This window comes from Parasphingorhabdus flavimaris (assembly GCF_013371215.1).
Taxonomy (GTDB): Bacteria; Pseudomonadota; Alphaproteobacteria; order Sphingomonadales; family Sphingomonadaceae; genus Parasphingorhabdus; species Parasphingorhabdus flavimaris.
On sequence record NZ_JABWMH010000002.1, the window covers coordinates 734,975 to 761,138 of the forward strand.

The window sequence follows — 26,164 nt, forward strand, 5'->3', positions numbered from 1 at the left end:
CCGTAGAAATTTCTTCCATCATCTGTCGCATGACAAGATGACGGATTGGAGACGCATCGATGACAAATAAATTACAGAGAAATGGGCGTAAAACTGCTAGAAATTCAACCCGATACTCATGGAAAAGCGAGTGCCCACTTCGTAGGCATTATTGAGAATGGTCGAACTGCCCAGTGTCTGGGATTCACTGTAATCCGTGCCCAGAACGTTGCGGGCTTCGAACTTCAACTCGAAGTCCTGACCTGCGATATTCATTTCCTCGCGCAATACAAGATCGAGCCGCCAGCCTGTCTTCTCGATCAGATCCGGTTGATCCTGCGGTCCGCGCGCTGTCACCCTGGGGCTGTTATAGGTCAGCAGAACGGTTTGTTGCGATAAAGGACCGTCCTCGCGTTCCATCCCGAATTGCAGATTGGCAACATGGCTCGATTGGCCGGTCAAACGATCACCATCGTCGAACAGATTGGCTGCGTCGGTTGGCTGAAGCGTGACCGGGTTGATTGCCTGATCGCCATCGGCGACCTTTATTTCAGACTTGGTGTAGGTATAGTTTGCGGCAAGCAACAGTCGGCGATCTTCAAAGAAATTGCCTCCCAGATCATAGAGCGGGAAATATTTCACCAGTTCGACTTCTGCACCATATAGCGTCGCGGTTGGCGCGTTGGAAAAGCCGGTAAACAGCGTCCCTCCGCCCTGAACAAAGGCTACATTTTCGATAGGATTGTCGATCTTCTTGTAGAAGCCGGCAAGGGTGATGCGTTCACCACGCCCGATATAATATTCATACCTGCCTTCCACATTGATCAACTCGCTATCTTTCAGCAAGGGGTTACCGATGAACGTGCGGTCGGTTTCCAGATCAAGAAACTGCTGGGGTGCCAGTTCGCGAAACTGCGGGCGGGCAACGGTTTTCGAAGCGGCTAGCCGAAACTGCATGTCGTCGGCAAAATTCCAGGTCAGCGTTCCGGCGGGAAGCCAATAGTCATTGCTTATGCCGGATGCGAGAGAGGCCGTCCCCCCTTGCAGCAAAATGGGGGTCACCGTTTGCTGCGCATCTTCATAACGGACGCCGACATTCACGCGCAGACCATCGGCAAGTTCCGCGTCAATCTGGCCGTAACCGGCATGAATTTCAAGTTGCGCTTCATAGGCTGGCACAGACGTCTGGGCCGCTACCTCGCGCAGTTCAATTTCATGCGTGAAAATATTGAAATCCGACAGGAGAAAGTCGATCCGCTCCTGTTCGATGGGATTAGGAAGGCCATTGGCCGGAACAAATCTGAAGTCCCGGCGCTGCGCCTGTCGATCGTTGAGATAATAGCTGTAACCGACGTTGAGATTGACCGGGACGCCGATGTTGGTTTCATATCCCAGGTCCGCTCCACCGCCATACACATCATCGTTCAAATCGCTGAACTGGACGCGTGCAGACTGACCAGGCGAGGTCAGGTCGTTGACAAAGTCATCGGCGATCTGGTCGTCATAGGCATAGCTGTACGACCGCTGATAAGGCGCATCGCGTTTGGAATTGGCATAGGCCCCGCGCAGATCGACGGAAACGGCGCCAAACTCGAATTCGCCGACAAACTGGCTGGTGAAGAGCTGCCGTTCGAACCAGCTCGTGCGTCCCTGGTTGAGCAATGTTTCTTCATCAACATTGATCGCGTCGATACCGGCCTTGATTGACGCTTCTTTCGATGTGTCGTGGATATAGAGGTTGGTGAAACGCAATTTATGTTCGCCAATTTCCGCCGACAATCCCAGCAGCCCATTGACGATAATGCGATTTTCGGTGGTGACGAAATTGAAATTCTGGTCAGGGAGCAGGCCGGGTTCGCCATTGATATTGACGATACCCTGCGAGGTTTGCTGCATGCCGCTACGTGTGCGCCAGCTATTATCGAAACCAGCTGTCGCGACAATACCGACAAAGGCATCACCGACGTCGAACGTCGTGCCGCCGGTAACTTCTGCGGAAAAATTTGCAGGAATATCATTATTGGTCTGGATCAGATTCGTATTGGCATTGTTAAGGCTAGCGCCGAAGTTTTGCAGATCAAGGCTGGAAAACTCGGTACCGACAGATATCGGAATATTGAGCGCAAGAGCATTGGCCAGTCCGCTTGGAATATCTCGCAGACCGTTGTCGTAACCGATAATATCTGTGTCGGAACCATCATAGACATAGCCCAGTTTGCCCGTTGTCTCGCTATCGCCGCTGACCCCGAACTTGACTTCCAGAAACGGCTCATCCGGTGTTGATTTGGTGGTCAGGTTGATCACGCCACCGCCAAATTCTCCGGGATAATTTACCGAATAGCTCTTCTGAACTACGGTGGAGGCAATCACGCTCGTCGGGAAAAGATCGAGCGGAACGACACGCCGCAATGGCTCCGGCGAGGGCAGGGGTAATCCGTTCAGAAGCGCAAGCGAATAACGCTCGCCGAGGCCGCGAACAAACACGAACCGTCCGCCGACCACACTCAGACCGGTGACACGCTGCAACGAACCAGCAATATCTCCATCGGCAGCCCGCGCGATTTCAGCTTCGCCGAGAACCGAAACAACTTCGGCCGTTGCGCGGATCGGATTGGGAATAAATTTTCCCCGAACAATGATTTCATTACCAAAATCACTGCCAGGCGCGGAAATATCCACATCATCATCGGATGCGCGTTCGTCGACCGGCGCCTCTTCTATGGCCGGCTCGTCCGACGCCATGGTCTGGGCGAATGCCGAGGGCGATAATAGTGCCGTGGTCAGCAAAAGGCTGGAGATAAATGAGGCCCGCTTCTTCATCGGAATATTTCCTTGTCACATATATAAAATGGGATGGCAGTCAGTATGACCGCCATCCCGCAAGTTTTCTCGAGGTTAACCAATGGTCGGGGCGGTCGCACAATCATTGGCGTAAAGACCGCAAGTCCAGCCTTGGAAACGCGTGTCGTTCGCGTCTCTGACAGCGCCGATGTAATTCACATCTTCGAAGAAGCTGTTCACACCGCTTACCGCAAATGGCGTAACACCGGTTTCATTGGCTCCGTTCACGAACGGGAAGGCAGCGGCCACATTGGAAAGAGTCGATGTGCCGTTTGCAGTGTTATTCGTTCCGGCGTTGAACAGGGTCTGTATTTGAGCGACCGTGACGTTGCCATCGTCGACAAAGGCTGTCGGACAGCTCAAGAATACCGATTCGAACACTGGAGGCCCGTTCTCGTCAGGGCCTGCACCCGCAGCTTGAATGGTCGTTGCACTGTCAATGTCGACACATGCTCCACCGTTTCGGCTGGTGAAAACGCTGTTATAGAAGGCATAATCACCACCACCACGCAGCAGGATCACGTGATCGCCGCCGCTGGACACGAATGTGACATTGGCCAATTTGTGATCCTGACGCGGTTCGGCATCTTCGTCGCCATTGGAGTCGGCTTCCATCACATGGTCGCCGCCGCCAACGCGCTGTACTGCCAGCACAAACTGGTTGTGCCCCTTGTAGCCCGAGTCAGAGTCCACGGAGTCATCGTCAATACCGGTCATCACAAGATTTTTGCCATTGACCCGGCCGCCAAACCATTCGACGCCATCATCCGAGCTGTTGTGAACCTGGATGTTCTGGAAGAATGTTCCGCTGCCGACACCAGCCATGGTGATGCCGTTCAACTCGTTGCCCGGCGAGACTTCAAAGCCGGGATAGCGGACCTGGACATAGGACAAACGGCCACTGGAATCAGCCGGGAGCGTGCCGCCATAAACCGCGTTGGCAGGGCCTTCGACGATTGCCTCACAGTCGGCGCGAGCACCGCCGGGATTGGACGCGCCACCGGTGGCACAATCGGAAATCGGAGCCCGTCCAAGGATCACGATGCCGCCCCACTGGCCGATGCTGTCCACGCCGGACTGACCCAGGATATTCTGGCGCGATGTAAAGATAATAGGCGCGGAAGCGTTACCTTCGGCGAATAATTGCGACCCGCGATTGACAAGCAGAAAATCACCGCCCGAGGAACCGAATATGGTTACGCCCGGCTCGATTGTCAGGATACCCGTTGTCCCGCCGTCAACGCCGACTTCAACGCCGCCGGACAGTGAGTAAACAGTGTTGGCTGTATTGGGGCGCTTGGGCAGAACCAGGTTGCCTTGAATGACACCCGATACCTGACAATTGCGTGCCTCTTCGCCGTTCCCGGTGGTGATCACTCCCACATTGGCGGTTCCGACAGGACAGTCAGTGGCTGGAGTGCCCGCTGTTGGTGTGGGCGTCGGTGTTGGAGTCGGCGCCGGTGTCGGAGCAGGAGTGGGCAGTACCACAATATTGCCTTCACCGGGGGAAGCGACACTGTCCGCGCCACAGCCGGTGACGATGAACGCCGCCGCACTGGCAAAAAGGATGGACTGGAACTTTTTCTTATTCATGTAATATTCTCCGCAGAACTGGCTTGAAGCTTGATGTTCAAACGATGCGGTACCGAACCTTAACTTCACCCCATCGCCCTTGGGTGAGGCCAATAGGCACAGATTGTGACTCGTCGGTGCGGTTTACATGACGCAACAGAGACAGAATTATTTCATGTTTATGGCAGTCGGCGGCGAGAGCGCAGAGCGCCGCCAAAATTGATGCTGCGCTGCAATATTATCGGCCTTCCGGAGGCATAAAAAAGGCGGCCAAAAAATTGGCCGCCTTTTCATAAAATAAGGTCGCTGGTTTTAGCGTGCAGCCAGCGAGGTGTTCATTTCGCTCAACGCCAGTTTCGCGGCTTTGCGTGAATTTACCACAGTGCCATTGGCAAGAACCAGATCAAAACTGCGGTTGCTATTCATTGCCGCCCTGAACATCTGGGCAGCATCGCCGGCGCGACCGACACGCTTATAGGCCTGACCAAGATTGATAAGTCGTGCCGGATCATTGGCGCTTACACCATCGGCGGCTTCAAGCTGCGTGAGTGCGGTTTGATTATCACCGGCAACCAGCGCATCATAACCAAGCGCTCCCTTGGCGTAGCCGATTTCACCGCTTGGAGTCTCTGCCAAAGCTGGCGTGGCCACCAAGAGAAAACCCGTTGCAATTCCCAGCATTTTTGCTGTTTTCATAGCATCATCTCCTATTGTTATGAATGGATATTACACTTTTATGACGAACATTGCAACAAAACTGTAATAATATATTCCTCGGCCACCTTGCGGCGAAGCGGACGCAGCATCGGGCCGTCAGGAATGATCGCTTCAATCGCGGATTGCAGACGTTCCGCTCGCGGTGAAAAATCCAAGTGCACTGCGGACGATATTATCGACTTGAGGAAATTCCGCTCCAAAGCCTGCAACGCATGAATATGCATGCTGCACAACGGGCGTGAGGTCCGATCAATTCATTGGTTTTGAGTGTTAAAGGTTGATGGCGGACAGGGTGGGATTCGAACCCACGGAGAGCTTGCACCCTCGGCGGTTTTCAAGACCGCTGCATTCGACCACTCTGCCACCTGTCCGCATAGCCATTAGGGCCGGGTCGATGGCGTCCTAGCGCCCTCGATTTGAAAGCGCAAAACATTTTGCAAGCAGTTGCGATACAAGGGCGATTTTCCGGCTTCACTGCGCTTTCGGGTCGAGTTGTTGCATCTGTGGGACATTTAGGGATTCCCCTGAGAGTCGCTTTGTGCGACAATGAAGGAACGAAAAGGAAGTATTCATGCGTATCATGACCGCTATCGCCTGCAGCGTTATTGCAATTTCCACCATCAGCGCAGCAATCCCGATGGAAAATGCCCAGGCCCAAAGCAGCTCGAGCTTCGAGTCCTATCTCCAGCAAGTGCGACAAAAAGCCCTTCAGGACGGGGTTCGCGCCGAGACGCTGGATCAGGTTCTTCCGGGCCTCACCTACAATCCGCGGGTTATAGAGCTCGACCAGTCACAGCCGGGGGGAAGCCCGAGCAGCGCAATACCACCCTTCGCTCCCTACCAGAAGCGGCACATCACCAGCGAACGGATTGCCAACGGGAAAGCGGCCTATAGCCGTCTGATGGCCAAGCTCATTGATGTCGAACGCGAAACCGGCGTGCCGGGGCCGATCATTATGGCGATCTACGGGAAAGAAACCAATTACGGATCCTACACCGGTAATTTCGATATCCCCCGGTCGCTGGCGACGCTCGCTTACGAAGGTCGGCGACGCGCGCTGTTCGAGGGCGAATTGCTCGCTGTGCTGAAGCTGATCGACCAGGGAGTGCCGCAATCTGCGCTCAAGGGTAGCTGGGCAGGGGCCATGGGCAAGCCGCAGTTTCTCCCTTCGGTATATCTGCGGCTGGCGAAAGACGGCAGCGGAGACGGCTATGCAGATATCTGGGGCAGCGAATATGACGCCGTGGCTTCGATCGCCAATTATTTCGTTAACTCGGGATGGCGCAGGGGAGAGCCTTGGGGAATCCCGGTCAACGTTCCCTCGGGGCTAGATCGCGCGACCATAGCAAGCCAGATAACGCCGACACGCTGCCCGCGGGTGTTCAATCGCCACAGTCAGTGGAAGAGCATGGCGGAATGGCGCACGCTGGGCGTTCTGCCAGCGACGGGGAAGTCACTGGATGCGAACGTGATGGCGACTCTGCTCGAACCAGACGGCGCTGGGAACAGGGCTTATTTGTTGACGGGCAATTACCGCGTCATTCTGGATTATAATTGTTCGAATTTTTACGGATTAGCAGTGGGGTTATTGGCGGATGAAATACGCAGTTAAGCTTGGAATATTCTCTTCCGCAACTCTGGCATTGGCCGGCTGTAGCGGGTCTCGCGATTTTGGCAGCTTCCCCGATGGCTCTCTTCCTCCTGCCGCCGCAGGCGCGCCGACAGGGGCCACAAGCGTTTCCGACTATCCGCAAAAGATCGGCGAACCCTATAAGGTCGCCGGAGAAACTTACACTCCCGAGGATGTCGCGAGTTATGACGAGGTGGGATATGCCAGCTGGTATGGCGAAGAACTATCAGGGAACCAGACCGCCAACGGAGAATCGTTTAATCCCCAAGGCATTTCGGCGGCGCACAAGACATTGCCATTGCCATCCTATGTCGAGGTTACTGCACTTGATACCGGTCGTACGATTTTGGTGCGGATCAATGATCGTGGGCCATTTGCCAACGACCGGCTGATCGACCTGTCCCACGGCGCCGCAAAACAGCTGGGTATTGACCAGCACGGCGTGTCCGGTGTCCGCGTCCGCAAGGTAAACCCCAATGAACAGGAACGCGCGGTCCTCCGCATGGGTGCGCCTGCCACGGAACGTATAGCGACGCCGGATTCGCTTCTTTCAATCTTGCGGAAGAACCTCGACAAGCTGCCGCGACCCACTGCGCCAATCCGGCAGGCTGCGGCGCCCGCTTACCCGCCACCCAATATTGCAAAATCTCCCGCGGCGGCATCCGGTCGCGCGACCGATACTGCGGGGCGAGGCCCCGGCACCCGCGACGGTCGTTTTATCATAGAGGGTGGCGGACGTCCGGTTGCAGTCGAGAATAGTATCGGTGACAATTATGTCGGCGGCTTGGCCGGGGGATATGTCGTCCAGGTAGCGGCCTTCAGCGACAAATCGCGGGCAGATACGCTTGCCCGGAAAATTGGAGCCAAGGTCATGTCCGATGGCACCCGATCGATCTGGCGTGTTCGTTACGGTCCTTATGCAAGTGAGCAAGATGCGCAAGCAGGGCTGGCACAGGCGCAGCAGCGGGGTTATAGCGGGGCCCGAATCTTGCGGGCGAACAAATAGCGTCCGTATCGATCAGCTTCGCAAAATTTTAATCGGGAATTCTGGCCTAAATGAAAAAGTTTCTTCTGGCGTCTCTGCCCCTAATTGCCATGTCATCGATTGTCATCGCAGCGCCCCGCTTCGATACCGAAGCACCCATTGCCTATATGACGGACCTGTCCTCCGGTGCCGTGCTCTATCAAAAAAATGCGGACAAGCAGATTCCACCGGCTTCGATGGCCAAGATGATGACTGTTTATGTCGCCTTTGACCTGATCGAAAAAGGCAAGCTCAAGCTCGATGACAAGTTCCGCGTCAACGAGGGAACCTGGAAGAAATGGAATAACCAGGGCTCGACGATGTTTCTTGGCGTGGGTGATGAGGTGAGCGTCAGCGACCTCCTGCACGGAATCGTGACCTTGTCGGGCAATGACGCCTGTGTCGTTCTCGCGGAAGGCATTGCTGGAACCGAGGAAGCCTTCGTCGGACTTATGAACAAGCGCGCCAAGGAACTGGGCATGTCAAAGAGTCGCTTTGGCAACAGCAACGGCTGGCCGGATGAAGGCCGGACCATGGTCACGGCCAAGGATCTCGCGGCCCTGGGGGCCGCTACGGTGAATAATTTCCCGAAATTATATGATGATTTCTACGGTCAGGACGAATTCGCCTGGAATGGAATCAAACAAACGAACCGAAATCCTCTGATCGGCAAGGTTGCGGGTTCGGACGGACTGAAAACCGGTCACACTGACGAAGCCGGCTATGGTTTTACCGGCTCGGCTGAACAAAAAGGTCGGCGACTGGTGTCGGTTCTTGCCGGGCTGGATAGTTACGGCAGCCGCGTCGAGGAATCAGTCAAATTCATGAACTGGGGTTTCAACGCCTGGGAACCAAGGAAGCTTTTTGACAAGGGCACGAAAGTCCAGAACGCCGAAGTCCAGCTGGGCGACAGCTCGACCGTTTCTCTTGTCGCCGCCAAGGACCTGTTCGCGACTTTGCCCAAAGCCTCCGACGGCAAGATATCGATGAAAGTGACTTATGACGGGCCGATCAAGGCTCCGATCGTTAAAGGTCAGCCCATTGCAACCTTGATCGTTACGTCGGAGGACGTGGATCAACAACGGATTCCTCTGGTCGCTGGCGAAGATGTCGGCGAAGCGGGCTTTTTCAATCGGGCTTGGGCCGGCTTGAAATCCCTGCTCGGATTGGCGTGACCAAGGGCCGCTTCATCAGCCTTGAAGGCGGCGAGGGAACGGGAAAATCCACCCAGGTCAAGGCACTCGCCAGCGCGCTCGAGACAAAAGGTTACAAAGTCAATGTGACGCGCGAGCCGGGCGGAACTCCCGGCGCGGAAGTCATCCGCGATCTGCTGCTGAGCGGGGCAGATGAGAAATGGCATATGCGCACGGAAGCATTGCTATTTGCCGCGGCAAGGGCTGAGCATTGCGCTAAATTGATCCGCCCGGCCCTTGACCGAGGTGAGTGGGTGATCAGCGACCGTTTCATCGACAGCAGCCGCGCCTATCAAACCGGAGGTGACCAGCTCACCGACCGGGAAATCATGGCCTTGCATGAGGTGGGCAGCGGCGCTTTAATGCCGGACCGGACATTTGTACTGGATCTGCCCGAAGCAGTGGCCGCGAAACGAGCCGAAGCAAGAGATCGTGGCGATAGCGACCGGATCGGCGGTAGAGATAGCGCCTATCATCGGTCTGTCATGCAGCGTTTTCGCCAGTTTGCTGCGGACGAGCCCGATCGCATCCGGCTGATTGATGCCTCGCAGGCGGTAGAGCCCATAACCGAGCTGTTGTTGCAGAATCTCGGAGATATGATGGCATGACGTCATTTTATGGCCACGACAAACCCAGGGAGGTTTTCTGCCAGTCTTTTGCCAAGGACAAGCTCCATCACGCATGGATTCTCGCCGGCGACAAGGGATTGGGCAAAGCGGCTTTTGCCCAGCAGGCCGCGCATTTCTTGCTCAATTCCCACAATCGGCCGACGGTATTTTGTGACGTGCAGGACGACGAGACCGGCCATCTTCTTGCAGCTGGTTCACATCCCGACTTCCGACTACTGCGTCGCGGACCCAAGTCGGACAAGGAAGAAAAAAGGGCGCGGGACAATGGCCTTGATTCGCTGGAAGAGCACGATCTGGCCCGCAATATAAAAGTCGATCAGATACGTGCCTTACAGCCTCTCTTCCAAAATCAGGCCTCCATTTCCGAATATCGGGTCGTCGTCATAGACGCCGCCGATGATCTGGAACGAGGCGGTGCCAATGCCATATTGAAGAATCTTGAAGAACCACCGAAAAAAACGATCTTCTTTCTGATCAGTCATATGCCGGACCGGCTATTGCCCACGATCCGTTCGCGGTGCCAAATGCTCCGCTTCGACCCGCTCGCCGATGATGAAATGCGAATCCTGCTGAAGAAAGCATCGCCAAACTTGAACGACGCGGAGATTGAAACGCTTGTCGTGGCTGGTGAAGGGTCACCGGGCCGCGCGCTTCAATATAGCGAGGTTGGTCTCGCCGAACTGGAAAGCATGGCGCGCGAGATCATCAAGACAGGGGACAGGGATAACCGACTGAAAAGCGAATTGGCGCGCAAACTGTCGTTAAAGGCAGCAACGCCGCGATATCGTGCATTTCTCGAACGCACGCCCAGCCTCATCGCGGAGCACATCAAATCGGCCGGGCTGCCCCGTTCGCTGGAAACGATCGATAAATGGCGGGAAGCCAACGACTTGGCCACAGCAGCAATTCCCAAAGCACTCGATAATCAGGCGGTGGTTTTCCGGTTGGGCGGCCTGATGGGGGACCTGGCGTCCACTGGCCAAGTAAAATAGAGATTTTGGCTGTTTACAAGCGCAGCCAATCCATCAAGAGAGGTCGCCATGTCAGAACCTTTTTATATCACCACCGCGATCAGCTATCCCAACGGTCGCCCCCACATTGGTCATGCCTATGAGGCGATCTGCGCGGATGCCATTGCCCGCTATTACCGGTTGAGTGGCCGCGATGTCCGTTTGATCACCGGAACCGATGAGCATGGGCTGAAGATGGTTCAGACAGCCCGCGATGCGGGTCGGGAAACCATCAGTCTCGCGGACGAAATGTCTTCTTATTTCATTGAGATGTGCGATATTCTTAATATCCAGCATGATGGATTTCGGAGAACGAGCGAAGCGGCCCATCACGAAGCCAGCAAGGCTTTGTGGAAAGCGATGGAGGCCAATGGAGACCTTTATCTCGACCGTTACGAGGGCTGGTATTCGGTCCGTGATGAAGCCTTTTATGCCGAAGACGAGCTTGAAACAGGCGAGGGGGGCGAAAAACTTTCACCCCAGGGTACGCCGGTCGAATGGACCGCAGAAGAAACCTGGTTCTTCAAACTTTCGAAATATCAGGACAAGTTGCTCAAGCTTTACCAAGAGCATCCCGAATTCATCCAGCCCGAAAGCCGCCGCAATGAAGTCATGCGCTTCGTCGAAGGCGGTCTGAGAGATCTCAGCGTGTCACGGACCAGTTTCGACTGGGGTGTCCCGGTGCCAGGATCGCCCGGCCATGTGATGTATGTCTGGGTTGATGCCCTCACAACCTATATGACCGGCGTCGGCTATCCGGACACAGAAGGTTTGTTCGCCAAATATTGGCCGGCAGATTTGCATCTTATCGGCAAGGATATAGTCCGGTTTCACGCCGTTTACTGGCCCGCCTTTCTGATGAGCGCCGATCTGCCGTTACCAAAACAGGTTTTCGGCCACGGATTCCTCCTCAACCGCGGCGAGAAAATGTCAAAATCGGTCGGCAATGTTGTCGATCCGATGGAATTGGCACAGCGGTTCGGCGTTGACCAGTTGCGCTATTTCCTGCTTGCGGATGTCGTGTTCGGAAAAGACGGGACCTATTCTGCAGACGCGATCGTGACCAAGACAAACGCCGATCTTGCCAATAATTTTGGCAATCTGGCGCAACGCAGCCTGTCGATGATTGCGAAAAATTGCGAAGGCAAGGTTCCTGCCGCAGGTGAGCCGACAGAGAGCGAAAAGCAATTGTTGCTGGATCTGGATCAGTGTCATGATGATGTAAAAGCGGCAATGACTGGCGGCCTGTTCAAGATTGACCAGGCGATTGATATTATTCGCGAGCGGCTCAGCGCAACCAACACATATTTTGCCGATCAGGCACCTTGGGCGCTGCGCAAGACCGATCCCGCGAGAGCCGACACCGTCTTATATTATACGGCAGAGGCTATCCGGCGGTTGGCCATCATGCTCCGCTGGGCCATGCCGGACAGCTGCGACAAGATGCTCGACCTGCTTGGCCAATCGCCGCACGCCCGAGATTTCGAGCATCTGGGTGAGACGATCGAAGCCGGCTTGGCGTTACCGGCGCCCGAGGGGGTCTTCCCGCGGCTCGAGCTATTAAAAGACGAAGCAGGGTCCTGATATGCTGGTCGATAGCCACTGCCACCTGAACTACAAGGGCCTGGTCGAGGAGCAGCCGGCTGTGCTGGAACGCGCTCGCCAAAGCGGCGTAACCGCCATGCTGAACATATCCACCCGTGAAAGCGAATGGCGGGATATTGTAGCGACCGCCGAGCGGGAAAAAGATGTCTGGGCGAGTATCGGAATTCATCCGCACGAGGCCGATTCCCATCCCGATGTCGACCTTGCCAAGCTTGTCGGAGAAGCAGCTCATCCCCGGGTGATTGCGATCGGCGAGACCGGGCTCGATTATTATTACGATCACAGCGACCGGGAGCGTCAGCGTCAGAGTTTCCGGACCCATATTCATGCTGCGCGCGAGACGGGCCTGCCGATCATCGTACACACCCGCGATGCAGAGGCTGATACTGCCGCGATCATGGCTGAAGAAATGGAGCAGGGCGCCTATTCCGGTGTCATCCACTGCTTCACGGCGAGTGAGGAATTCGCCCAGAAAGCGCTGGCGCTCGGTTTCTATATTTCGATCTCGGGTATCGTCACTTTCAAAAATGCCAAGGACCTGAAGGAAACGGCTGCGAAACTGCCGGCAGACCGCTTGTTGGTTGAAACCGACGCGCCGTTCCTTGCTCCGGTGCCGCATCGGGGAAAGACCGGTGAGCCGGCCTTCGTCGCCGATACAGCTCGCTATCTCGCTGAACTCCGCGGCGAGGATTACACTGATCTTTGTGAAACAACCGGCCGGAATTTCTACCAGCTATTCACCAAGGCGCGGCCCCGAATGTGGCTTTGAAGCTTACAATATTGGGATCAGGGACGTCGTCGGGCGTCCCCCGTATTGGAAATGACTGGGGTAGCTGCGACGCCAATGAACCGAAAAACCGCAGAAGCCGGGTTTCAATTTTGGTTGAAAGTCCCACCACCCGGATATTGGTCGATACATCCCCCGATTTGCGCAATCAGTTTCTCGACAACGGGATAGACCGGATCGATGCGGTGATCTGGACCCATGATCATGCCGATCATTGTCACGGAATTGATGATTTGCGGGCGGTTTTTCAGCAAACTCGCAAGCCGATTCCCGGTTACGCCCGTCCATTCGCGCTCGAGAGCCTTAAGCTGCGTTTTGCCTATGCCTTCAAGGGCCATGACTATTATCCCTCGATTTGCGAAGGAATTGCGCTCGAGGGCGCAGTGGAAATCGGAGATATTGCCGTGCGCTATGTTGATCAGCCTCATGGTGCCATCACTTCGGCGGGCCTGCGGTTCGAGCATCAGGGAAAATCCATCTGTTACGCCACTGATTTTGGTGATGTGACGGCAGAAATGCAGGGTCTCTATCGCAATTGCGATCTGTTTGTGGTCGACGCCTTGCGGGACAAGCCGCATCCTACACATGCCCATCTGGACATGACCCTTGCTCTCATCGATGAAATGCAACCAGAATTGAGCTTGCTGACACATATGGACAACTCGATGGACTATAACCATCTTATAGGCATATTGCCCGAACATGTCCGGCCCGCTTATGATGGCTATATGAAAGAAATCTGACCGTTGACCGAAGATCAAAATATAAATCTTGTCTTTGCTATTGGCGCGCTGGTGCTGGTGGCCAGCGCCTTGTTTTCGCGGCGGATTGGCTTTGGTGAGATCGTTCGAACGGCTTTGGCATGGGTAGCCATATTCGCCATTTTCATCGTCGGATTTTCCTACCAGCACGAAATTTTAGCGGTCTGGAACAGGGTTTCCGGCGAAGTTACCGGCGCAAACGAACAACGCGTGGTTGGCGACACCTTGCGTATCCGCCAGTCGGCTGACGGCCATTTCTGGGTAAATGCCACGGTCAACGAGATGCCAGTGAGATTTCTTATTGATAGCGGCGCGACGACCACCGCGATGACATTACGAATAGCGCGTGATGCCGGTATCGAAATCGGTCAAAGCCCGTTTCCGGTTATTTTGACGACTGCCAACGGATCGGTCGAAGCGCAGAGAGCAACGATCCAAACGTTGAAGGTCGGCACGATGATTGCCGCGGACCTTCCCGTTGTCGTGGCCGAAGAGTTTGGTGACTCCAATGTAATCGGCATGAACTTTCTGTCCCAGCTCAAAAGCTGGAGGGTAGAAGGCCGGGAAATGATATTGGAACCTCAATAGCGGGGCTTCCCCGGATAATCCATAATTTAACATAATATATATTATCAACCTTACTTGTCTACAGAACGGAACCAGCTTTGATCGACCCCCTGCTTGAAATCATGCGCCGTTTGCGGGATCCGTCTGACGGTTGTGAATGGGACAAGGTTCAGACCTTCAGCACGATTGCGCCATATACGATCGAGGAAGCCTATGAAGTGGCGGATGCGATCGAGCGCAACGATATGGAGTCGCTCAAAGACGAACTGGGTGACCTTTTGCTTCAGGTCGTATTCCACAGCCAGATTGCGGCCGATGACGACAAGTTTGATTTCCAGAATGTTGTCGATACGATCTGCAACAAGATGACCCGGCGCCACCCCCATATATTCGGGGGGGCTGACGAGAGCCCGGGATGGGAACAGCTCAAGGCTGATGAACGCGATAGATCCGGCCAAAGCAGTGCACTTGACGGCGTCGCACTGGCCCTGCCCGCTTTGCTACGGGCTCAAAAAATCCAGAAACGTGCGGCGCGGGTCGGTTTTGACTGGCCCGACAAAGCCCCGGTCAGGGAAAAACTCCTCGAAGAACTGGAGGAAGTCGGAGCGGCTATCAGCGACCAGGAGGTGCACGAAGAGATCGGCGACCTGCTTTTCTCCGCGGTCAATCTTGCCCGTCATTACAAGGTCGATGCCGAGCGGGCCCTGGCCGACGCAACGACCAAGTTTACCAAAAGGTTCAACCAGATAGAATCCAGTCTTACTAAAGACATGCAGGATATGACGCTCGAGGAACTGGAAGCGGAATGGCAGAAAGCCAAGGCAAGCCAGGCCGCAACCTGACCGATCAATCCAGAGCGGAATAGCGGCCCCAGTTACGCGGCGACATTTCCACCGTCAAAATCAGCCGGTCGGCATCCTGATCGCTGCTCAGAACCCGGCCATTTTCATGCAACCAGGCCATCCGTTTGCCGTCGGAAGCAGCCACCGTGATCTGCTCGGACTTATAGCCTTCAGAGAGCGTTTTTGCGATCAGGTTGACCAGAACGTCAATACCGTCTCCGGTTTCCGCCGAGATTGTGCAGACATTTTCCGGCAACGGACCCGAGATTTTCTCATATTGCGGATGTTCGGAGTCGATCTTGTCGATCTTGTTCCATGCCTCGATGATCGGCGGCCCCTCGCCTGCCTCTTCCGAAACACCAAGATCAGACATGATCTGCCTGACATCACGCGCCTGGGCATCGCTGGCTTCATGCGAAATATCACGAACATGAACCACGATATCGGCGGCGCTGACCTCTTCCAGCGTTGCCCGAAACGCGGCGACCAATTGGGTCGGTAAATCCGAAACAAAGCCGACGGTGTCCGACAATATGGCTTTGTCATAACCGGGTAGCGAAAATTCGCGCATCGTCGGATCCAATGTTGCGAATAGCAGGTCTTCTGCAAAAACATCGGCACCGGTCAGTCGGTTGAACAACGTCGATTTTCCGGCATTTGTATAGCCGACCAATGCAATCACCGGCCATGGAGCGCGCTGTCGACGGTCTCTGTGCAAGGCACGGGTTTTGCGCAGATGAGCGAGATCCTTGCGCAATTTTGCCATCCGGTCGCGGATCATCCGCCGGTCAGATTCGATCTGGGTCTCGCCTGGTCCGCCCAAAAAACCGAAACCGCCCCGTTGGCGTTCGAGGTGGGTCCAGCTGCGTACCAGACGCCCCGCCTGATAGTCGAGATGCGCGAGTTCGACCTGCAGTCGGCCTTCGGCCGTGGCCGCTCTCGCACCGAAGATTTCCAGGATAAGCCCGGTCCGGTCGATAACCTTGACGCCGAGCTTCTCTTCCAGGTTGCGCTGCTGGATAGCGCTCAAACTGCCATCCACAATAAGAATGCTGGCGTCCTGCTCGGTCATCATCTTGCCGATTTGATCGACCTGCCCCGACCCGAACAGCGTTGCCGGCTTGGCCTTGCGCACCGAAAAATAGTGAGACCCCGTTGCAATCAGCCCGATCGCAGCGGCCAATCCGACCGCTTCGCTCAACCGGTGTTCCAGCGCCGACTGGCTAAGGGAAACCATATCAGGATGGACTATAAGCGCGCGATCGCTCTTGCTATCGAGATTGTCCTTCTCAAATGGTATCAATGCGCACCATCGTCAGACTGGTTATAATCGGCAAGATTAAGCGGCCCGCCTGGCTGAACGGTGGATATCGCATGTTTGTAGACCAGTTGCGACAGACCTTCCCGCTCCAGCAGAATACAGAACAGGTCATAGGCCGACACTTCGCCCTGCAACATTACGCCGTTAACCAGAAACATCGTTACCGGGTCATTGCTGTCCCGGACCGCCGTGAGGAACACCTCTTGTAGCACCCCTGCCCTGGTTTTGGCATTATCCATAAGATCGGAAAATGGCTTCGTGTCGAGCGCTTCGGACGGCATGATTGTCGATATCGCGTGCTTATACACCAACTGGGATTGCCCGTCGCGACGGAGCAATACCGAAAAATTGTCGAACCAGGTCACGATGCCCTGAAGTTTGACGCCCTTGACCAGGAACATGGTCACCGGAGTTTTTGATTTTCTTAGGGAGTTTAGAAATAAATCTTGCAAATTATTGGACTTATCGGTCATTTTTGACTCCAATTATTGGCCGACTTTGTGGCGGCATTTTATAATTTCTACAGCAATTGCGGACGTCGTCGGAAGATCGTCGCCTTCCATATATGGGTTTTGTGGGGCTACGACAACCGCTTAACCGCCCGGGTCATTCCAGATCCGCTTTCTTGCGTGCAGCCAGTCCCAATATTTTCAATTTTCGGTGCAGCGCTGACCGTTCCATGCCAATGAAATTAGCGGTTTTGGAGATATTCCCCGAAAAGCGCCTGATCTGGACCTTCAGATATTCCCTTTCAAAGCTCTCCCTGGCTTCTCTCAACGGCGATCCCATGAGCGAAGCAACTCCCTGGTCGAGATCATCATCATTGCCAAGAACCTCTGGTGGCAGCATCTCGACTTCGATTTTGGAAAATTTGTCCTTCGGGGCCAATATTATCGTCCGCTCAATCACGTTGCGCAACTGTCTGACATTGCCCGGCCAGTCACAGGCCTGGAGCGCGGCCATCGCCTCATCCGAGATTTCGGGAGGATGCAGCCGCTGGTCTGCAGCAAAGCGCGCGGCATAATGTTCCACAAGCACAGGTATATCCTCGCGCCGCTGGTTCAGTGGCGGCAATATGACCGGAACGACGTTTAGCCGGTAGAACAAATCTTCCCGGAACCGCTTTTCGCGTATTTCCAATTCGAGATCGCGCGAGGTCGCCGAGACAACCCGCACATCGACGTTCACTTTCTGGGAACCGCCGAGCCGGTTGAAGCTCTGTTCGGTGAGAACGCGTAATATCTTGCCCTGAGTATCAAGCGGCATGTCGGCGACCTCATCGATGAACAAGGTCCCTCCGTGGGCCTCTTCCATCAACCCGGTTTTTTCAATTTTTCCGTTGCGCTCGGTCCCGAATAGTTCCTCTTCGACGCTTTCCGGTGAGAGCCGTGCCGCGCTGATGGTGACAAAGGCGGCATCGGCACGCGAACTCCAATTGTGCATCAGGCGCGCAGCGACTTCCTTGCCAACGCCCGCCGGACCGGAGATGAGCAGCCTGCTGCCGGTGCCGGCCACCCTCTTCAATGTGGCTCTCACATTATTCACGGCGGTGGAATTTCCGGTCAATTCATCCGCAAAGCCCACGCGAGCCTTTAGAATTTCGTTCTCGCGACGGAGTCGCTCGGTTTCGGTCGCTCTCGCCACCAGATGCAGAAGATGTTCGGCTTCAAATGGCTTTTCGATAAAGTCGACGGCGCCCTGGGAAATAGCCGCCACTGCCGTGTCGATATTGCCATGGCCGGAGATCACGATGATCGGCAGTTTCGCGTCAAGTTGCTTCAACTCGCCGAGCAGCTCCAGACCATCCAGTCTCGAGCCTCTCAGCCACACGTCGAGCAGGACCAGCGAAGGCCGGCGCTCGTTTACCGCAGCCAGCGCGGCATCACTGTCAGCGGCAACCCTCGTGCTATAGCCTTCATCTTCCAAGACACCGGATATCAAGTCTCGGATATCGGGCTCGTCGTCGACAACTAAAATATCTAACGCCATGCTGGACCTCTAATCCCTATTTCTCGATTTCTTCGATCTGACCGTGACTGCCACCCGAGCCGCTTTGCTCGCCATTGGAGGATGCTGTGCCTCCGTGAGACAATCTCGCCAGTTTTGACGGACTGAACCTGATTGTAACTTTCGTACCGCCGTCCGGTGCATCATCGAATTTCATTTCTCCGAAATGCTCCTCGACAATTTTTTTCACGATCGCCAATCCCAGTCCGGTGCCGCTGGCGCGGGTTGTCATGTAAGGCTCGACGATCCGGTCCCGTTCGATCGGCAGACCGATGCCATTGTCGATCAATTCAACGACGACCATCTGGTTTTCCATTCGGGCGGACAGCTCGATTTCACCGTTGGAAATCTGGAAATCTGCACTAGATTCGGCTTTTTGCTGAATGGCCTCCGCCGCATTTTTTATAATATTGGTCAAGGCCTGCCCCAGTTGCCGACGATCACAAACCAGCGCTATCGGCTGATCGTCAGGGACGAAATTGAAATTCATGGTCGGATAGGCCACACCTTGCATGAACAGGGCCTGTTTCAGGATGTCATCGAGATTTTCCTCGCGAAACACGGGTTTCGGCATGCGTGCAAAGGAAGAGAATTCGTCGACAATATTCCTCAGATCTCCAACCTGACGGACAATGGTGTTTGTCAGATTGTCGAAGATCGCTCCGTCGTCCTTGATATGCGAACCGAATCTGCGCTGTAGCCGTTCTGCAGCTAATTGAATGGGCGTCAGAGGATTTTTGATTTCATGAGCAATGCGGCGCGCTACATCCGACCACGCGGCCCGACGCTGGTCGAGCAATTGCTGGGTGATGTCCTCGAAGGTGATCACATGTCCGGTCGGGCCGCCGACAATCTTGACCGCAAGGGTCCGGATATCAGCTTCGGAGGCAAATTCGATGATGCTATTTTCGACCCCGTCCTGGATCAGTTCGGCAAATTGGGGAGCGGCCTTCCCGATATTGACGTCGAGCAGATCATCTATTGATTTCGAGAGAAGTGACTGGGCCTGCGAATTGACCAACTTGATGTCGCCCTTCTCGTCCAGACTTATGATGCCCGCGGTAACCGATTCCAGCACCGCCTCGATAAACGCCCGCCGGCTGCCCAATTGCTGATTGGCCGTAATCAGCGCGGTTGTTTGGGTTTCAAGTCGTTCGGTCATGCGGTTGAAGGCCCGGCCCAAGGTGCCGATTTCGTCGTTATCAAACGCCCCGGGCACTCGTGTAGCAAGATCGCCTTCGGTGACCCTTTTTGCTGCGTGCACCAGGTCGCTGACCGGCTTTACCATCCGGTCTGCAACGACCAATGCAATCCACAGCACCAGACCCACGATGAGCAGGGAAATAACGAACAGCGCGATATTGAACTGCAATTGCAGGCTTCGCGATCGAGAGAAAAGCTCTTCATAATCTGCCAGCACCGATTGCGCTCTTTCCCACTGGCTCAACGCAAGCATATCCGAATCCCTAGCTGCATAAAGGAATATCCGGGACTCCAGGTCGAGCGCGGTGACAGCTTCGATCTTGTCCGGGCGAGCGGTCACGACATAGCTTTTTCCCGCCTCAAGCTGCTTGAGCACTGCGTCTGTGATCTTGGGATTCTGGTCTCCATCGTCCGGATCAACAGCGGCAGCGGTCCGTGCGACTCCATCCTCGCCATATTCGATAATGGCGGATTCATTGAGTTTTCGGGACAATACCTGGAAGACATAGCCTTCCGCAAATTCCGGACTTTCTAGATCCGCCTGCTGCAAATAATTGCGCAAATCAATGGCCATCGTCGTCGTCTCGGCGCCGATCTCCTGCTGATTCTGCTCGTAATATCCGCGTGCGAGATCATTGGCGTTTTCCAGCATGCCTCTGGCGCGATCCGAAAACCAGAATTCGACTCCATATTGAAACAGCAGCGAGGCAAAAATAACCACCAGCAGCATCGGGATACTTGCGACCAGAGAGAATAAGGCAACCAGCCTGACATGCAGCCTGCCTTTGCTTCCGATAGAGCTTTTTGCAGCCCTCCCCTTTGCAATCCTTCGTCCGAACAGCACCAGCAAGGTCATCGCCGGGATCAGGTTCGCCACCAGCAAAGCTGCTGTCAAAGGCGGCGAGATGAAATCGGTCTGGTCTGATTGTCGACTCAGTAGCAAATAGGTGCCGACCATGATTACGGCGAACAGCAGCAAGACAATCCATTCGACCCGCTTCATCACGGTTTCGCGCTCCACCATGAGCGAGAGCCGCCGCAGCCAGTAGGCCGCGCGTTTCTCCTGAGATTGGTTTGAAACCGTCATTGTGCTTTCAATACAACAGTTTCGTTGCAGGAAAAGCACTTATATTGCAAAAATATCACGACTCGACGAGTGGCACGGTCACTTCATCGTAGCATCTATTTCGACTGGCTTGGATCGATCTGATATTCGTTGAGTTTTTTGCGCAATGTGTTCCGGTTGATACCAAGGATTTTCGCTGCCTTGATCTGGTTGCCATGGGCGTGATGCATCATCTCCGTAAGCAATGGCTTTTCGAATTTTTCCAGCGCCTTTGCGTAGAGATTCTCTTTTTCGGCACCAGCCATCAATTCCAGCACAATCGATTTGACATGGCCTTCAAACTCCAGCCCCTCGGACTCAACCCGATCCTCTCCGCGCTCGGCGGCAAGAATCTGACGGATTGAATCTTCCGACAGCGTGTCCTCTCGACCGGTTACTACCAGACGGTAGATCACATTTTTGAGTTCACGGACGTTGCCCCGCCAATAATGATGGCAGAGCAGGTTCATCCCTTCCTGCGAGATCTGCTTGTGAGGGAGCCCCTCGGTCACAGCGAGCTTGAGGAAATGGGTCGCCAGAGCCGGAATGTCGCTGGCTCGCTCCCGGAGAGGTGGCAGCTCGATCGGCACGACGTTGATCCGGTAATATAAGTCCTCCCGAAACTTGCCCTGCTCGATCAGTTCCAGAAAATTATGATTGGTCGCGGCAATGATCCGGACGTCCAGCTTGACCAGCCCCTTGCCGCCCACTCGATTGATTTCACCCGACTGAAGCGCCCGCAAAAGACGGGTTTGTGCGTGCATCGGCATATCGCCGATTTCGTCCAGGAAAAGGGTCCCGCCCTGCGCTTGCTCGAACTTGCCGGAAGCACTGGCAACGGCGCCGGTAAAAGCACCTTTTTCATGGCCGAATAATTCAGCCTCAATCAGATCGGATGGAATCGCTGCCATATTTACCGCGATGAAAGGCCCTGATTTTCTGTGTCCGAGGCCATGGATCGCTTCCGCGACCAGTTCCTTGCCGGTACCGGATTCTCCCAATACGAGAACCGAAAGATCATTTTTCAACAGCCGCGCGATCATACGGTATACTTCCTGCATCGCAGCGCTGCGACCAACGAGCGGCAGGCTTTCTTCATCCATCGACGCGGCGATCGGCTGGATGTTTTTCGGCTTCAATGCCTGACCCACGACTTCTACCAGCTCATCGAGGTCGAATGGCTTGGGCAGATATTCGAATGCCCCGGTTTCCGAAGCCCGCACTGCGGTGTTGAGCGTATTCTGGGCCGAGATGATAATGATCGGAATATCCGGATGACTGGCTTTCACCGTATCCAGAGAGGAAATCCCGTCGCCCTCGCCCAGACCGACGTCGGTCAGCAACAGATCATAGCTGCTGCTGGCCATCAAAGCGTCGCGTTCAGCAATTGATTTGCAGCTTTCGACCTCATAGCCGTCCGCGCGGAGTGCGGTGATGATAACATGGCTGACGGACAAATCGTCTTCAACCAATATGATTTTTTCGTTCGCCATAAATTATCCTGACGTCAGTTTTTCGGAGCAACGGGAAGAAACAGGGTGAATCTGCTCATCTCGTGCTGGTTCTCGCGATCATAGCGGATTCGTCCGTTCATATCGCGCATGAGCTTCTTCACCAGAGCGAGACCAAGCCCCTGCCCTTCCTTCTTGGTCGAGACGAAGGCCGAGAATATTTCCCGCTCGAGTTCCGGCGGGACACCGGGCCCGTTGTCACACACCATGATCTGAATGGGCAAACGAATAGCCTCGTTTTCGCCTTGCGCGGACAAAGAGGCGCCAAAACTGTATCGCGTGACGATCCGGATCTCCGGATTGGCCAGATGTTTTGTGGCGTCGACGGCATTGGCAAGCAGATTGGTCAGAACCTGCATCATGGCATCCGGGTCAACCAGCGCATCGGGAAGAGATGGATCAAACTTGTCCTGGATCTTTACCACTTGCCCGGTAGCCGCCTCGATCGACCGCCGCGCACGGTCTATCAGCGTATGGATGTTGACCGCTTGCGTCTGCGCCGGCTGATTGGACGACAGGGTCTGCATCCGGTTGAGCAAATTGACCACCCGCTCGACTTCCCCAATAATCATCTGGGTCAGGGTTTTCTGGGTCTGATTCATCTGGCGATCCAGAAGTTGAGCGGCGCCTCTTATTGCAGCCAGTGGATTTTTAATTTCGTGACTCAGGATGTCCGGAGCCCGGATCGCCAGATTTGACGGATCGTGATTTTCACTCTCGAGAATAGGGCCATCCTGCGGCATCAGCGCCAGTGAGATCAACCGCCAGTCAGACCCGGATGCGAGAGGATGAATATCAAAGTCGACGATCCCCAACTTGCGTTCATCGCTTGAGACCATCACGCCGCGCGCAGTGAGACTCGTGTCCGGCGCGATCAAGGCCGCATTGAGCCTCGGGTCCGAGAATTGCAGAGCGTCATCTACCTTGCGGCCGATCAGATGCTTGGCACTGGTTCCGAACAACGCTTCACCGGCTGGATTGATCCGGGTGATCAGATCACCGGAATCCACCACCATGATAGCATAGTTGAGCCCGGCCAGAATTTGTTCTCCGGACGGACGATCAATCATCAGGCTGCCGCTTTGTTCAACCAGGGAGTATAAAATTCCTCGAGCATCTTCAGCACGGTATGAGGGTTTGCTTCCTTGTTTGCCTGATTCCGGAATTCCGCCGAGCCGGTCAATCCCTTGGTATACCAACCGATATGTTTTCGTGCGACCTTGGCGCCTACTTCTTCGCCGTAAAGCTCCAACATGTCGCGATAATGTTCATCCAGGATCGCATATTGGGTCGAAATATCGGGATCCGCTATCATCTCACCCGTCTTGAACCAGTGCATGAACTGGCCCAATAGCCAGGGCTTGCCATAGGCGCCGCGACCGATCATCACCCCGTCCGCGCCGCTCTGTTCGAGCGCGGCCTGACCGTCTTCGATCGTGCAGATATCGCCATTGACGATGACCGGCAGGGATACCGCCTGCTTGACCTTGCTGACAAACGCCCAGTCGGCGCTGTCGCGATACATCTGGCACCGGGTCCGTCCGTGCACCACGATCATTTTGGCGCCGAGATCTTCCGCAATATGGGCCAGTTCCGGGGCGTTCAGGCTCTGGTGATCCCAGCCCATCCGCATTTTTACCGTTACCGGCACGTCGACCGCCTCGACCGTCGCCTTGATCAGCGATGCCGCCAGTGGAAGATCGCGCATCAAGGCAGAGCCGGCATCGCCGTTGACCACCTTTTTTACGGGGCATCCCATGTTGATGTCGATAATCTGGGCACCTCGATCCGCATTGAGCCTTGCAGCATCGGCCATTACCCCAGGATCACAACCAGCCAGTTGCATCGAAACCGGTTCCTCGGTCGGATCCCAGGCGCATTTCTGCAAGGATTGGCGGGTTTCCCGGATCATTGCCTGGCTGGCGATCATTTCGGTCACATTGAGTCCGGAGCCAAAGCGGCGGACCAGCTTGCGAAAGGGCAAATCGGTGACGCCGGTCATCGGCGCCAGAATTACCGGGCATTCTATTTTGATATTGCCTATCGAGATCGGGAGAAGTTTCATCAGCGCTGCCTAAAATTTAAGCACCCCTTATAGTCAAATCTATTTTGAGGCAAGAATTGCTTCGGGCGAATTCAGCGAGTAGATCGCGATCCATGGTCGAAGCCAGAGATCCTTCCGAGAGAACCCATGCGCTGATCGTGGCAGCCGGAGTCGGTGCGCGGGCTGGACTGGACCTTCCCAAGCAATTTGCACTGATCAACGGCAAGCCCGTGGTCCGCCATAGCGTCGAACGGTTCTTGTCCCACCCCGCCATCGACGACGTCTGGATTGTGGTCGGCCAAGGTCAGCAAGAGCAGCTTGACGAGGCCCTTGCCCCTATATCCGGCTATAGCGTCGTTATCGGCGGGGCAACGCGTCAGCAGTCGGTATATAATGGCCTGAAGGCCATCCGCGCCGGCGGTGGCGCCAAAAATATTCTCGTACACGACGCAGCACGGCCGTTTATTCCTGATCGGGTGATTGATGACCTGCTTGGTCGCCTCATGAGTGAACCTTCGGCAATCCCCATATTACCCAGTGTTGATACGATGGTGCAATTGGCTGACGAGCAACTGGACCGGACTGTCGATCGCAACAGCTTGTGGCGCGTTCAAACACCGCAAGCCTTTGACTTTGCAAAGCTCATGGCTGCGCACGACCGGTTTGCCGCCGATCAGAATGCAAGCGATGATGCACAAATTTTCAAAGCGGCAGGTCATGTGGTTACGGTGGTGGATGGTGACGAGTGCTTGAAGAAATACACTTTGCCGGCGGATTTCAACGGCGACAGGAGGCAGGATATGCGCCAGACACGTACCGGAATGGGTTATGATGTGCACCGCCTGGCCAGCGGCGAGGATCTGTGGCTGGGTGGAGTCAAAATCGATCACGACAAGGGCCTCGTCGGGCATAGTGATGCCGATGTTTTACTGCACGCACTGTGCGATGCCTTGCTCGGCGCGGTGGCCGCCGGAGATATTGGTGATCATTTCCCACCGTCGGACCCGCAATGGCGCGGCGCAGATTCCACCAGATTCGTCAAACATGCCGCTTCGCTCATCGCGCAGAAAGGTGGCATCATTCATAATGTAGATATGACGGTTATCTGCGAAGCCCCCAAGATCAAACCTCATCGCGAAACGATCCGGCGGAATGTTGCAGAAATATTGTCGATCGGGATCGACCGGGTCAGCATAAAGGCGACCACCACCGAGCGGCTGGGCTTTACCGGTCGTGAAGAAGGGATAGCCGCACAGGCAATCGCGACGATATCATTGGAGGAAAATTGATGCACAAGAAACTAATCGCTGGGCTGGCACTGGCAGGCCTCTCCCAATCGGTATCCGCGCAAACCGCGCCAATGCCCAAATGCGTCAGCGTTACGCAGGCCGAGGCGTTGGTAACATATCTTTTGCCAACCGCAGTACAAGCCAGTCGCAACAAATGCGCAGCAACCCTCCCTGCGACAACGCCCTTGTTGAAGGAAAACTCCGAACAGCTGGCGAAATATCGTGCTGCCTCCGAGGCCGCCTGGCCGCAAGCGAAGAGCGCGGTTGCGGTGCTGGCGGGCGAAAAGCTTCCGTCCGAAATAGACGACACGCTGTTGCGACCGATTACCGATGCGATGTTTTCCAGCCTTATCGGCGAAGAAATCAAACCGAAGGACTGCGATTTGATTGCAAAGATTTATCATGATCTGGAGCCGATGCCTTCGTCAAATCTGGCGAGTCTCGCGATTTCGATCGTGCAAGCGGCTACCAAAGACGACAAGAAGCAGGATATTCCCATTTGCAAAGCACCGGCATGATGGTCTAAC

General features: G+C 55.1%; 22 protein-coding genes and 1 tRNA gene. 12 read left to right on the forward strand and 11 right to left on the reverse strand.

Annotated features, from left to right (window positions below; genetic code table 11):
* Positions 1 to 96 precede the first annotated feature (96 nt).
* From HUO14_RS08185 to HUO14_RS08200, 4 genes are all read right to left on the reverse strand, one after another.
* Positions 97 to 2,799 (reverse strand): TonB-dependent receptor domain-containing protein, encoded by a 2,703-nt coding sequence (locus tag HUO14_RS08185; RefSeq protein ID WP_176279356.1) that lies wholly within the window; start codon positions 2,797 to 2,799, stop codon positions 97 to 99.
* Between the two features lie 75 nt (positions 2,800 to 2,874).
* The gene (locus HUO14_RS08190; protein ID WP_176279357.1) at positions 2,875 to 4,413 is read right to left on the reverse strand and encodes a hypothetical protein; all 1,539 of its coding nucleotides are present in this window, start codon (positions 4,411 to 4,413) and stop codon (positions 2,875 to 2,877) included.
* Between the two features lie 291 nt (positions 4,414 to 4,704).
* Positions 4,705 to 5,088 (reverse strand): hypothetical protein, encoded by a 384-nt coding sequence (locus tag HUO14_RS08195; protein ID WP_176279358.1) that lies wholly within the window; start codon positions 5,086 to 5,088, stop codon positions 4,705 to 4,707.
* Positions 5,089 to 5,390: 302 nt separating this feature from the next.
* A tRNA-Ser gene (locus HUO14_RS08200) sits at positions 5,391 to 5,480 on the reverse strand.
* A gap of 200 nt (positions 5,481 to 5,680) precedes the next feature.
* Between HUO14_RS08200 and HUO14_RS08205 the strand changes: the two genes are divergently transcribed.
* The 10 genes from HUO14_RS08205 (at position 5,681) to mazG (ending at position 15,157) form a co-directional block, all read left to right on the forward strand.
* A complete protein-coding gene (locus HUO14_RS08205; RefSeq protein ID WP_425500480.1) occupies positions 5,681 to 6,721 on the forward strand; it encodes a lytic murein transglycosylase in 1,041 nt (346 codons plus the stop codon).
* Positions 6,705 to 7,745, forward strand: coding sequence for a septal ring lytic transglycosylase RlpA family protein (locus HUO14_RS08210; protein ID WP_176279359.1), 1,041 nt, complete (start codon positions 6,705 to 6,707; stop codon positions 7,743 to 7,745). Before HUO14_RS08205 ends, HUO14_RS08210 begins: the two co-directional genes overlap by 17 nt.
* A 50-nt stretch (positions 7,746 to 7,795) precedes the next feature.
* Positions 7,796 to 8,938 (forward strand): D-alanyl-D-alanine carboxypeptidase family protein, encoded by a 1,143-nt coding sequence (locus HUO14_RS08215; RefSeq protein ID WP_176279360.1) that lies wholly within the window; start codon positions 7,796 to 7,798, stop codon positions 8,936 to 8,938.
* Positions 8,935 to 9,564, forward strand: coding sequence for a dTMP kinase (tmk, locus tag HUO14_RS08220; protein WP_176279361.1), 630 nt, complete (start codon positions 8,935 to 8,937; stop codon positions 9,562 to 9,564). Before HUO14_RS08215 ends, tmk begins: the two co-directional genes overlap by 4 nt.
* Positions 9,561 to 10,577: a DNA polymerase III subunit delta' gene (locus HUO14_RS08225; protein ID WP_176279362.1), complete on the forward strand. Its 1,017-nt coding sequence runs from the start codon at positions 9,561 to 9,563 to the stop codon at positions 10,575 to 10,577. Before tmk ends, HUO14_RS08225 begins: the two co-directional genes overlap by 4 nt.
* A 48-nt stretch (positions 10,578 to 10,625) precedes the next feature.
* The gene (metG, locus tag HUO14_RS08230; RefSeq protein WP_176279363.1) at positions 10,626 to 12,179 is read left to right on the forward strand and encodes a methionine--tRNA ligase; all 1,554 of its coding nucleotides are present in this window, start codon (positions 10,626 to 10,628) and stop codon (positions 12,177 to 12,179) included.
* Between the two features lies 1 nt (position 12,180).
* Positions 12,181 to 12,969, forward strand: a complete 789-nt coding sequence (locus HUO14_RS08235; RefSeq protein WP_176279364.1) for a TatD family hydrolase — start codon at positions 12,181 to 12,183, stop codon at positions 12,967 to 12,969.
* The gene (locus HUO14_RS08240; RefSeq protein ID WP_176279365.1) at positions 12,960 to 13,730 is read left to right on the forward strand and encodes an MBL fold metallo-hydrolase; all 771 of its coding nucleotides are present in this window, start codon (positions 12,960 to 12,962) and stop codon (positions 13,728 to 13,730) included. Before HUO14_RS08235 ends, HUO14_RS08240 begins: the two co-directional genes overlap by 10 nt.
* A gap of 3 nt (positions 13,731 to 13,733) precedes the next feature.
* The gene (locus tag HUO14_RS08245) at positions 13,734 to 14,336 is read left to right on the forward strand and encodes a retropepsin-like aspartic protease family protein (RefSeq protein ID WP_176279366.1); all 603 of its coding nucleotides are present in this window, start codon (positions 13,734 to 13,736) and stop codon (positions 14,334 to 14,336) included.
* 77 nt (positions 14,337 to 14,413) lie between these two features.
* Positions 14,414 to 15,157: a nucleoside triphosphate pyrophosphohydrolase gene (mazG, locus tag HUO14_RS08250; RefSeq protein ID WP_176279367.1), complete on the forward strand. Its 744-nt coding sequence runs from the start codon at positions 14,414 to 14,416 to the stop codon at positions 15,155 to 15,157.
* A 4-nt stretch (positions 15,158 to 15,161) separates the two neighbouring features.
* Here the strand turns inward: mazG and hflX are convergent, their stop codons facing one another.
* The 7 genes from hflX to dusB all read right to left on the reverse strand — a co-directional run bounded on the left by hflX (position 15,162) and on the right by dusB (position 24,372).
* Entirely contained in the window at positions 15,162 to 16,460 is a 1,299-nt protein-coding gene (gene hflX, locus HUO14_RS08255; protein WP_176279368.1) for a GTPase HflX, read from the reverse strand.
* Entirely contained in the window at positions 16,457 to 16,951 is a 495-nt protein-coding gene (gene hfq / locus HUO14_RS08260; RefSeq protein ID WP_176279369.1) for an RNA chaperone Hfq, read from the reverse strand. Before hfq ends, hflX begins: the two co-directional genes overlap by 4 nt.
* Positions 16,952 to 17,084: 133 nt before the next feature.
* Complete coding sequence (gene ntrX, locus HUO14_RS08265; RefSeq protein ID WP_176279370.1) at positions 17,085 to 18,467, reverse strand: nitrogen assimilation response regulator NtrX; 1,383 nt, start codon at positions 18,465 to 18,467, stop codon at positions 17,085 to 17,087.
* Between the two features lie 16 nt (positions 18,468 to 18,483).
* On the reverse strand, positions 18,484 to 20,775 hold the full coding sequence (locus HUO14_RS08270) for a sensor histidine kinase (RefSeq protein ID WP_176279371.1): 2,292 nt from the start codon (positions 20,773 to 20,775) through the stop codon (positions 18,484 to 18,486).
* A 95-nt stretch (positions 20,776 to 20,870) separates the two neighbouring features.
* On the reverse strand, positions 20,871 to 22,286 hold the full coding sequence (locus HUO14_RS08275; protein ID WP_176279372.1) for a sigma 54-interacting transcriptional regulator: 1,416 nt from the start codon (positions 22,284 to 22,286) through the stop codon (positions 20,871 to 20,873).
* A gap of 14 nt (positions 22,287 to 22,300) precedes the next feature.
* On the reverse strand, positions 22,301 to 23,374 hold the full coding sequence (locus HUO14_RS08280) for a two-component system sensor histidine kinase NtrB (protein WP_176279373.1): 1,074 nt from the start codon (positions 23,372 to 23,374) through the stop codon (positions 22,301 to 22,303).
* Positions 23,374 to 24,372 (reverse strand): tRNA dihydrouridine synthase DusB, encoded by a 999-nt coding sequence (dusB, locus tag HUO14_RS08285; RefSeq protein WP_176279549.1) that lies wholly within the window; start codon positions 24,370 to 24,372, stop codon positions 23,374 to 23,376. The genes HUO14_RS08280 and dusB overlap by 1 nt, the downstream gene beginning before the upstream one ends.
* Before the next feature lie 89 nt (positions 24,373 to 24,461).
* On the opposite strand from dusB, the gene HUO14_RS08290 reads away from it, so the two are divergent.
* Both HUO14_RS08290 and HUO14_RS08295 read left to right on the forward strand, forming a co-directional pair.
* Complete coding sequence (locus tag HUO14_RS08290; protein ID WP_176279374.1) at positions 24,462 to 25,637, forward strand: bifunctional 2-C-methyl-D-erythritol 4-phosphate cytidylyltransferase/2-C-methyl-D-erythritol 2,4-cyclodiphosphate synthase; 1,176 nt, start codon at positions 24,462 to 24,464, stop codon at positions 25,635 to 25,637.
* Positions 25,637 to 26,155: a hypothetical protein gene (locus HUO14_RS08295; RefSeq protein WP_176279375.1), complete on the forward strand. Its 519-nt coding sequence runs from the start codon at positions 25,637 to 25,639 to the stop codon at positions 26,153 to 26,155. The genes HUO14_RS08290 and HUO14_RS08295 overlap by 1 nt, the downstream gene beginning before the upstream one ends.
* Positions 26,156 to 26,164: the final 9 nt, after the last annotated feature.

What these genes read in the sequence shown, in the direction of transcription:
- HUO14_RS08275 (WP_176279372.1), bottom strand. Translation starts at nt 22,286, where the DNA reads ATGGCGAACGAAAAAATCATATTGGTTGAAGACGATTTGTCCGTCAGC.
- HUO14_RS08270 (WP_176279371.1), bottom strand. Translation starts at nt 20,775, where the DNA reads ATGACGGTTTCAAACCAATCTCAGGAGAAACGCGCGGCCTACTGGCTG.
- HUO14_RS08235 (WP_176279364.1), top strand. Translation starts at nt 12,181, where the DNA reads ATGCTGGTCGATAGCCACTGCCACCTGAACTACAAGGGCCTGGTCGAG.
- HUO14_RS08280 (WP_176279373.1), bottom strand. Translation starts at nt 23,374, where the DNA reads ATGATTGATCGTCCGTCCGGAGAACAAATTCTGGCCGGGCTCAACTAT.
- ntrX (WP_176279370.1), bottom strand. Translation starts at nt 18,467, where the DNA reads ATGGCGTTAGATATTTTAGTTGTCGACGACGAGCCCGATATCCGAGAC.
- HUO14_RS08195 (WP_176279358.1), bottom strand. Translation starts at nt 5,088, where the DNA reads ATGAAAACAGCAAAAATGCTGGGAATTGCAACGGGTTTTCTCTTGGTG.
- HUO14_RS08205 (WP_425500480.1), top strand. Translation starts at nt 5,681, where the DNA reads ATGCGTATCATGACCGCTATCGCCTGCAGCGTTATTGCAATTTCCACC.
- hfq (WP_176279369.1), bottom strand. Translation starts at nt 16,951, where the DNA reads ATGACCGATAAGTCCAATAATTTGCAAGATTTATTTCTAAACTCCCTA.
- metG (WP_176279363.1), top strand. Translation starts at nt 10,626, where the DNA reads ATGTCAGAACCTTTTTATATCACCACCGCGATCAGCTATCCCAACGGT.
- HUO14_RS08190 (WP_176279357.1), bottom strand. Translation starts at nt 4,413, where the DNA reads ATGAATAAGAAAAAGTTCCAGTCCATCCTTTTTGCCAGTGCGGCGGCG.
- HUO14_RS08225 (WP_176279362.1), top strand. Translation starts at nt 9,561, where the DNA reads ATGACGTCATTTTATGGCCACGACAAACCCAGGGAGGTTTTCTGCCAG.
- HUO14_RS08210 (WP_176279359.1), top strand. Translation starts at nt 6,705, where the DNA reads ATGAAATACGCAGTTAAGCTTGGAATATTCTCTTCCGCAACTCTGGCA.
- HUO14_RS08295 (WP_176279375.1), top strand. Translation starts at nt 25,637, where the DNA reads ATGCACAAGAAACTAATCGCTGGGCTGGCACTGGCAGGCCTCTCCCAA.
- HUO14_RS08185 (WP_176279356.1), bottom strand. Translation starts at nt 2,799, where the DNA reads ATGAAGAAGCGGGCCTCATTTATCTCCAGCCTTTTGCTGACCACGGCA.
- HUO14_RS08215 (WP_176279360.1), top strand. Translation starts at nt 7,796, where the DNA reads ATGAAAAAGTTTCTTCTGGCGTCTCTGCCCCTAATTGCCATGTCATCG.
- HUO14_RS08290 (WP_176279374.1), top strand. Translation starts at nt 24,462, where the DNA reads ATGGTCGAAGCCAGAGATCCTTCCGAGAGAACCCATGCGCTGATCGTG.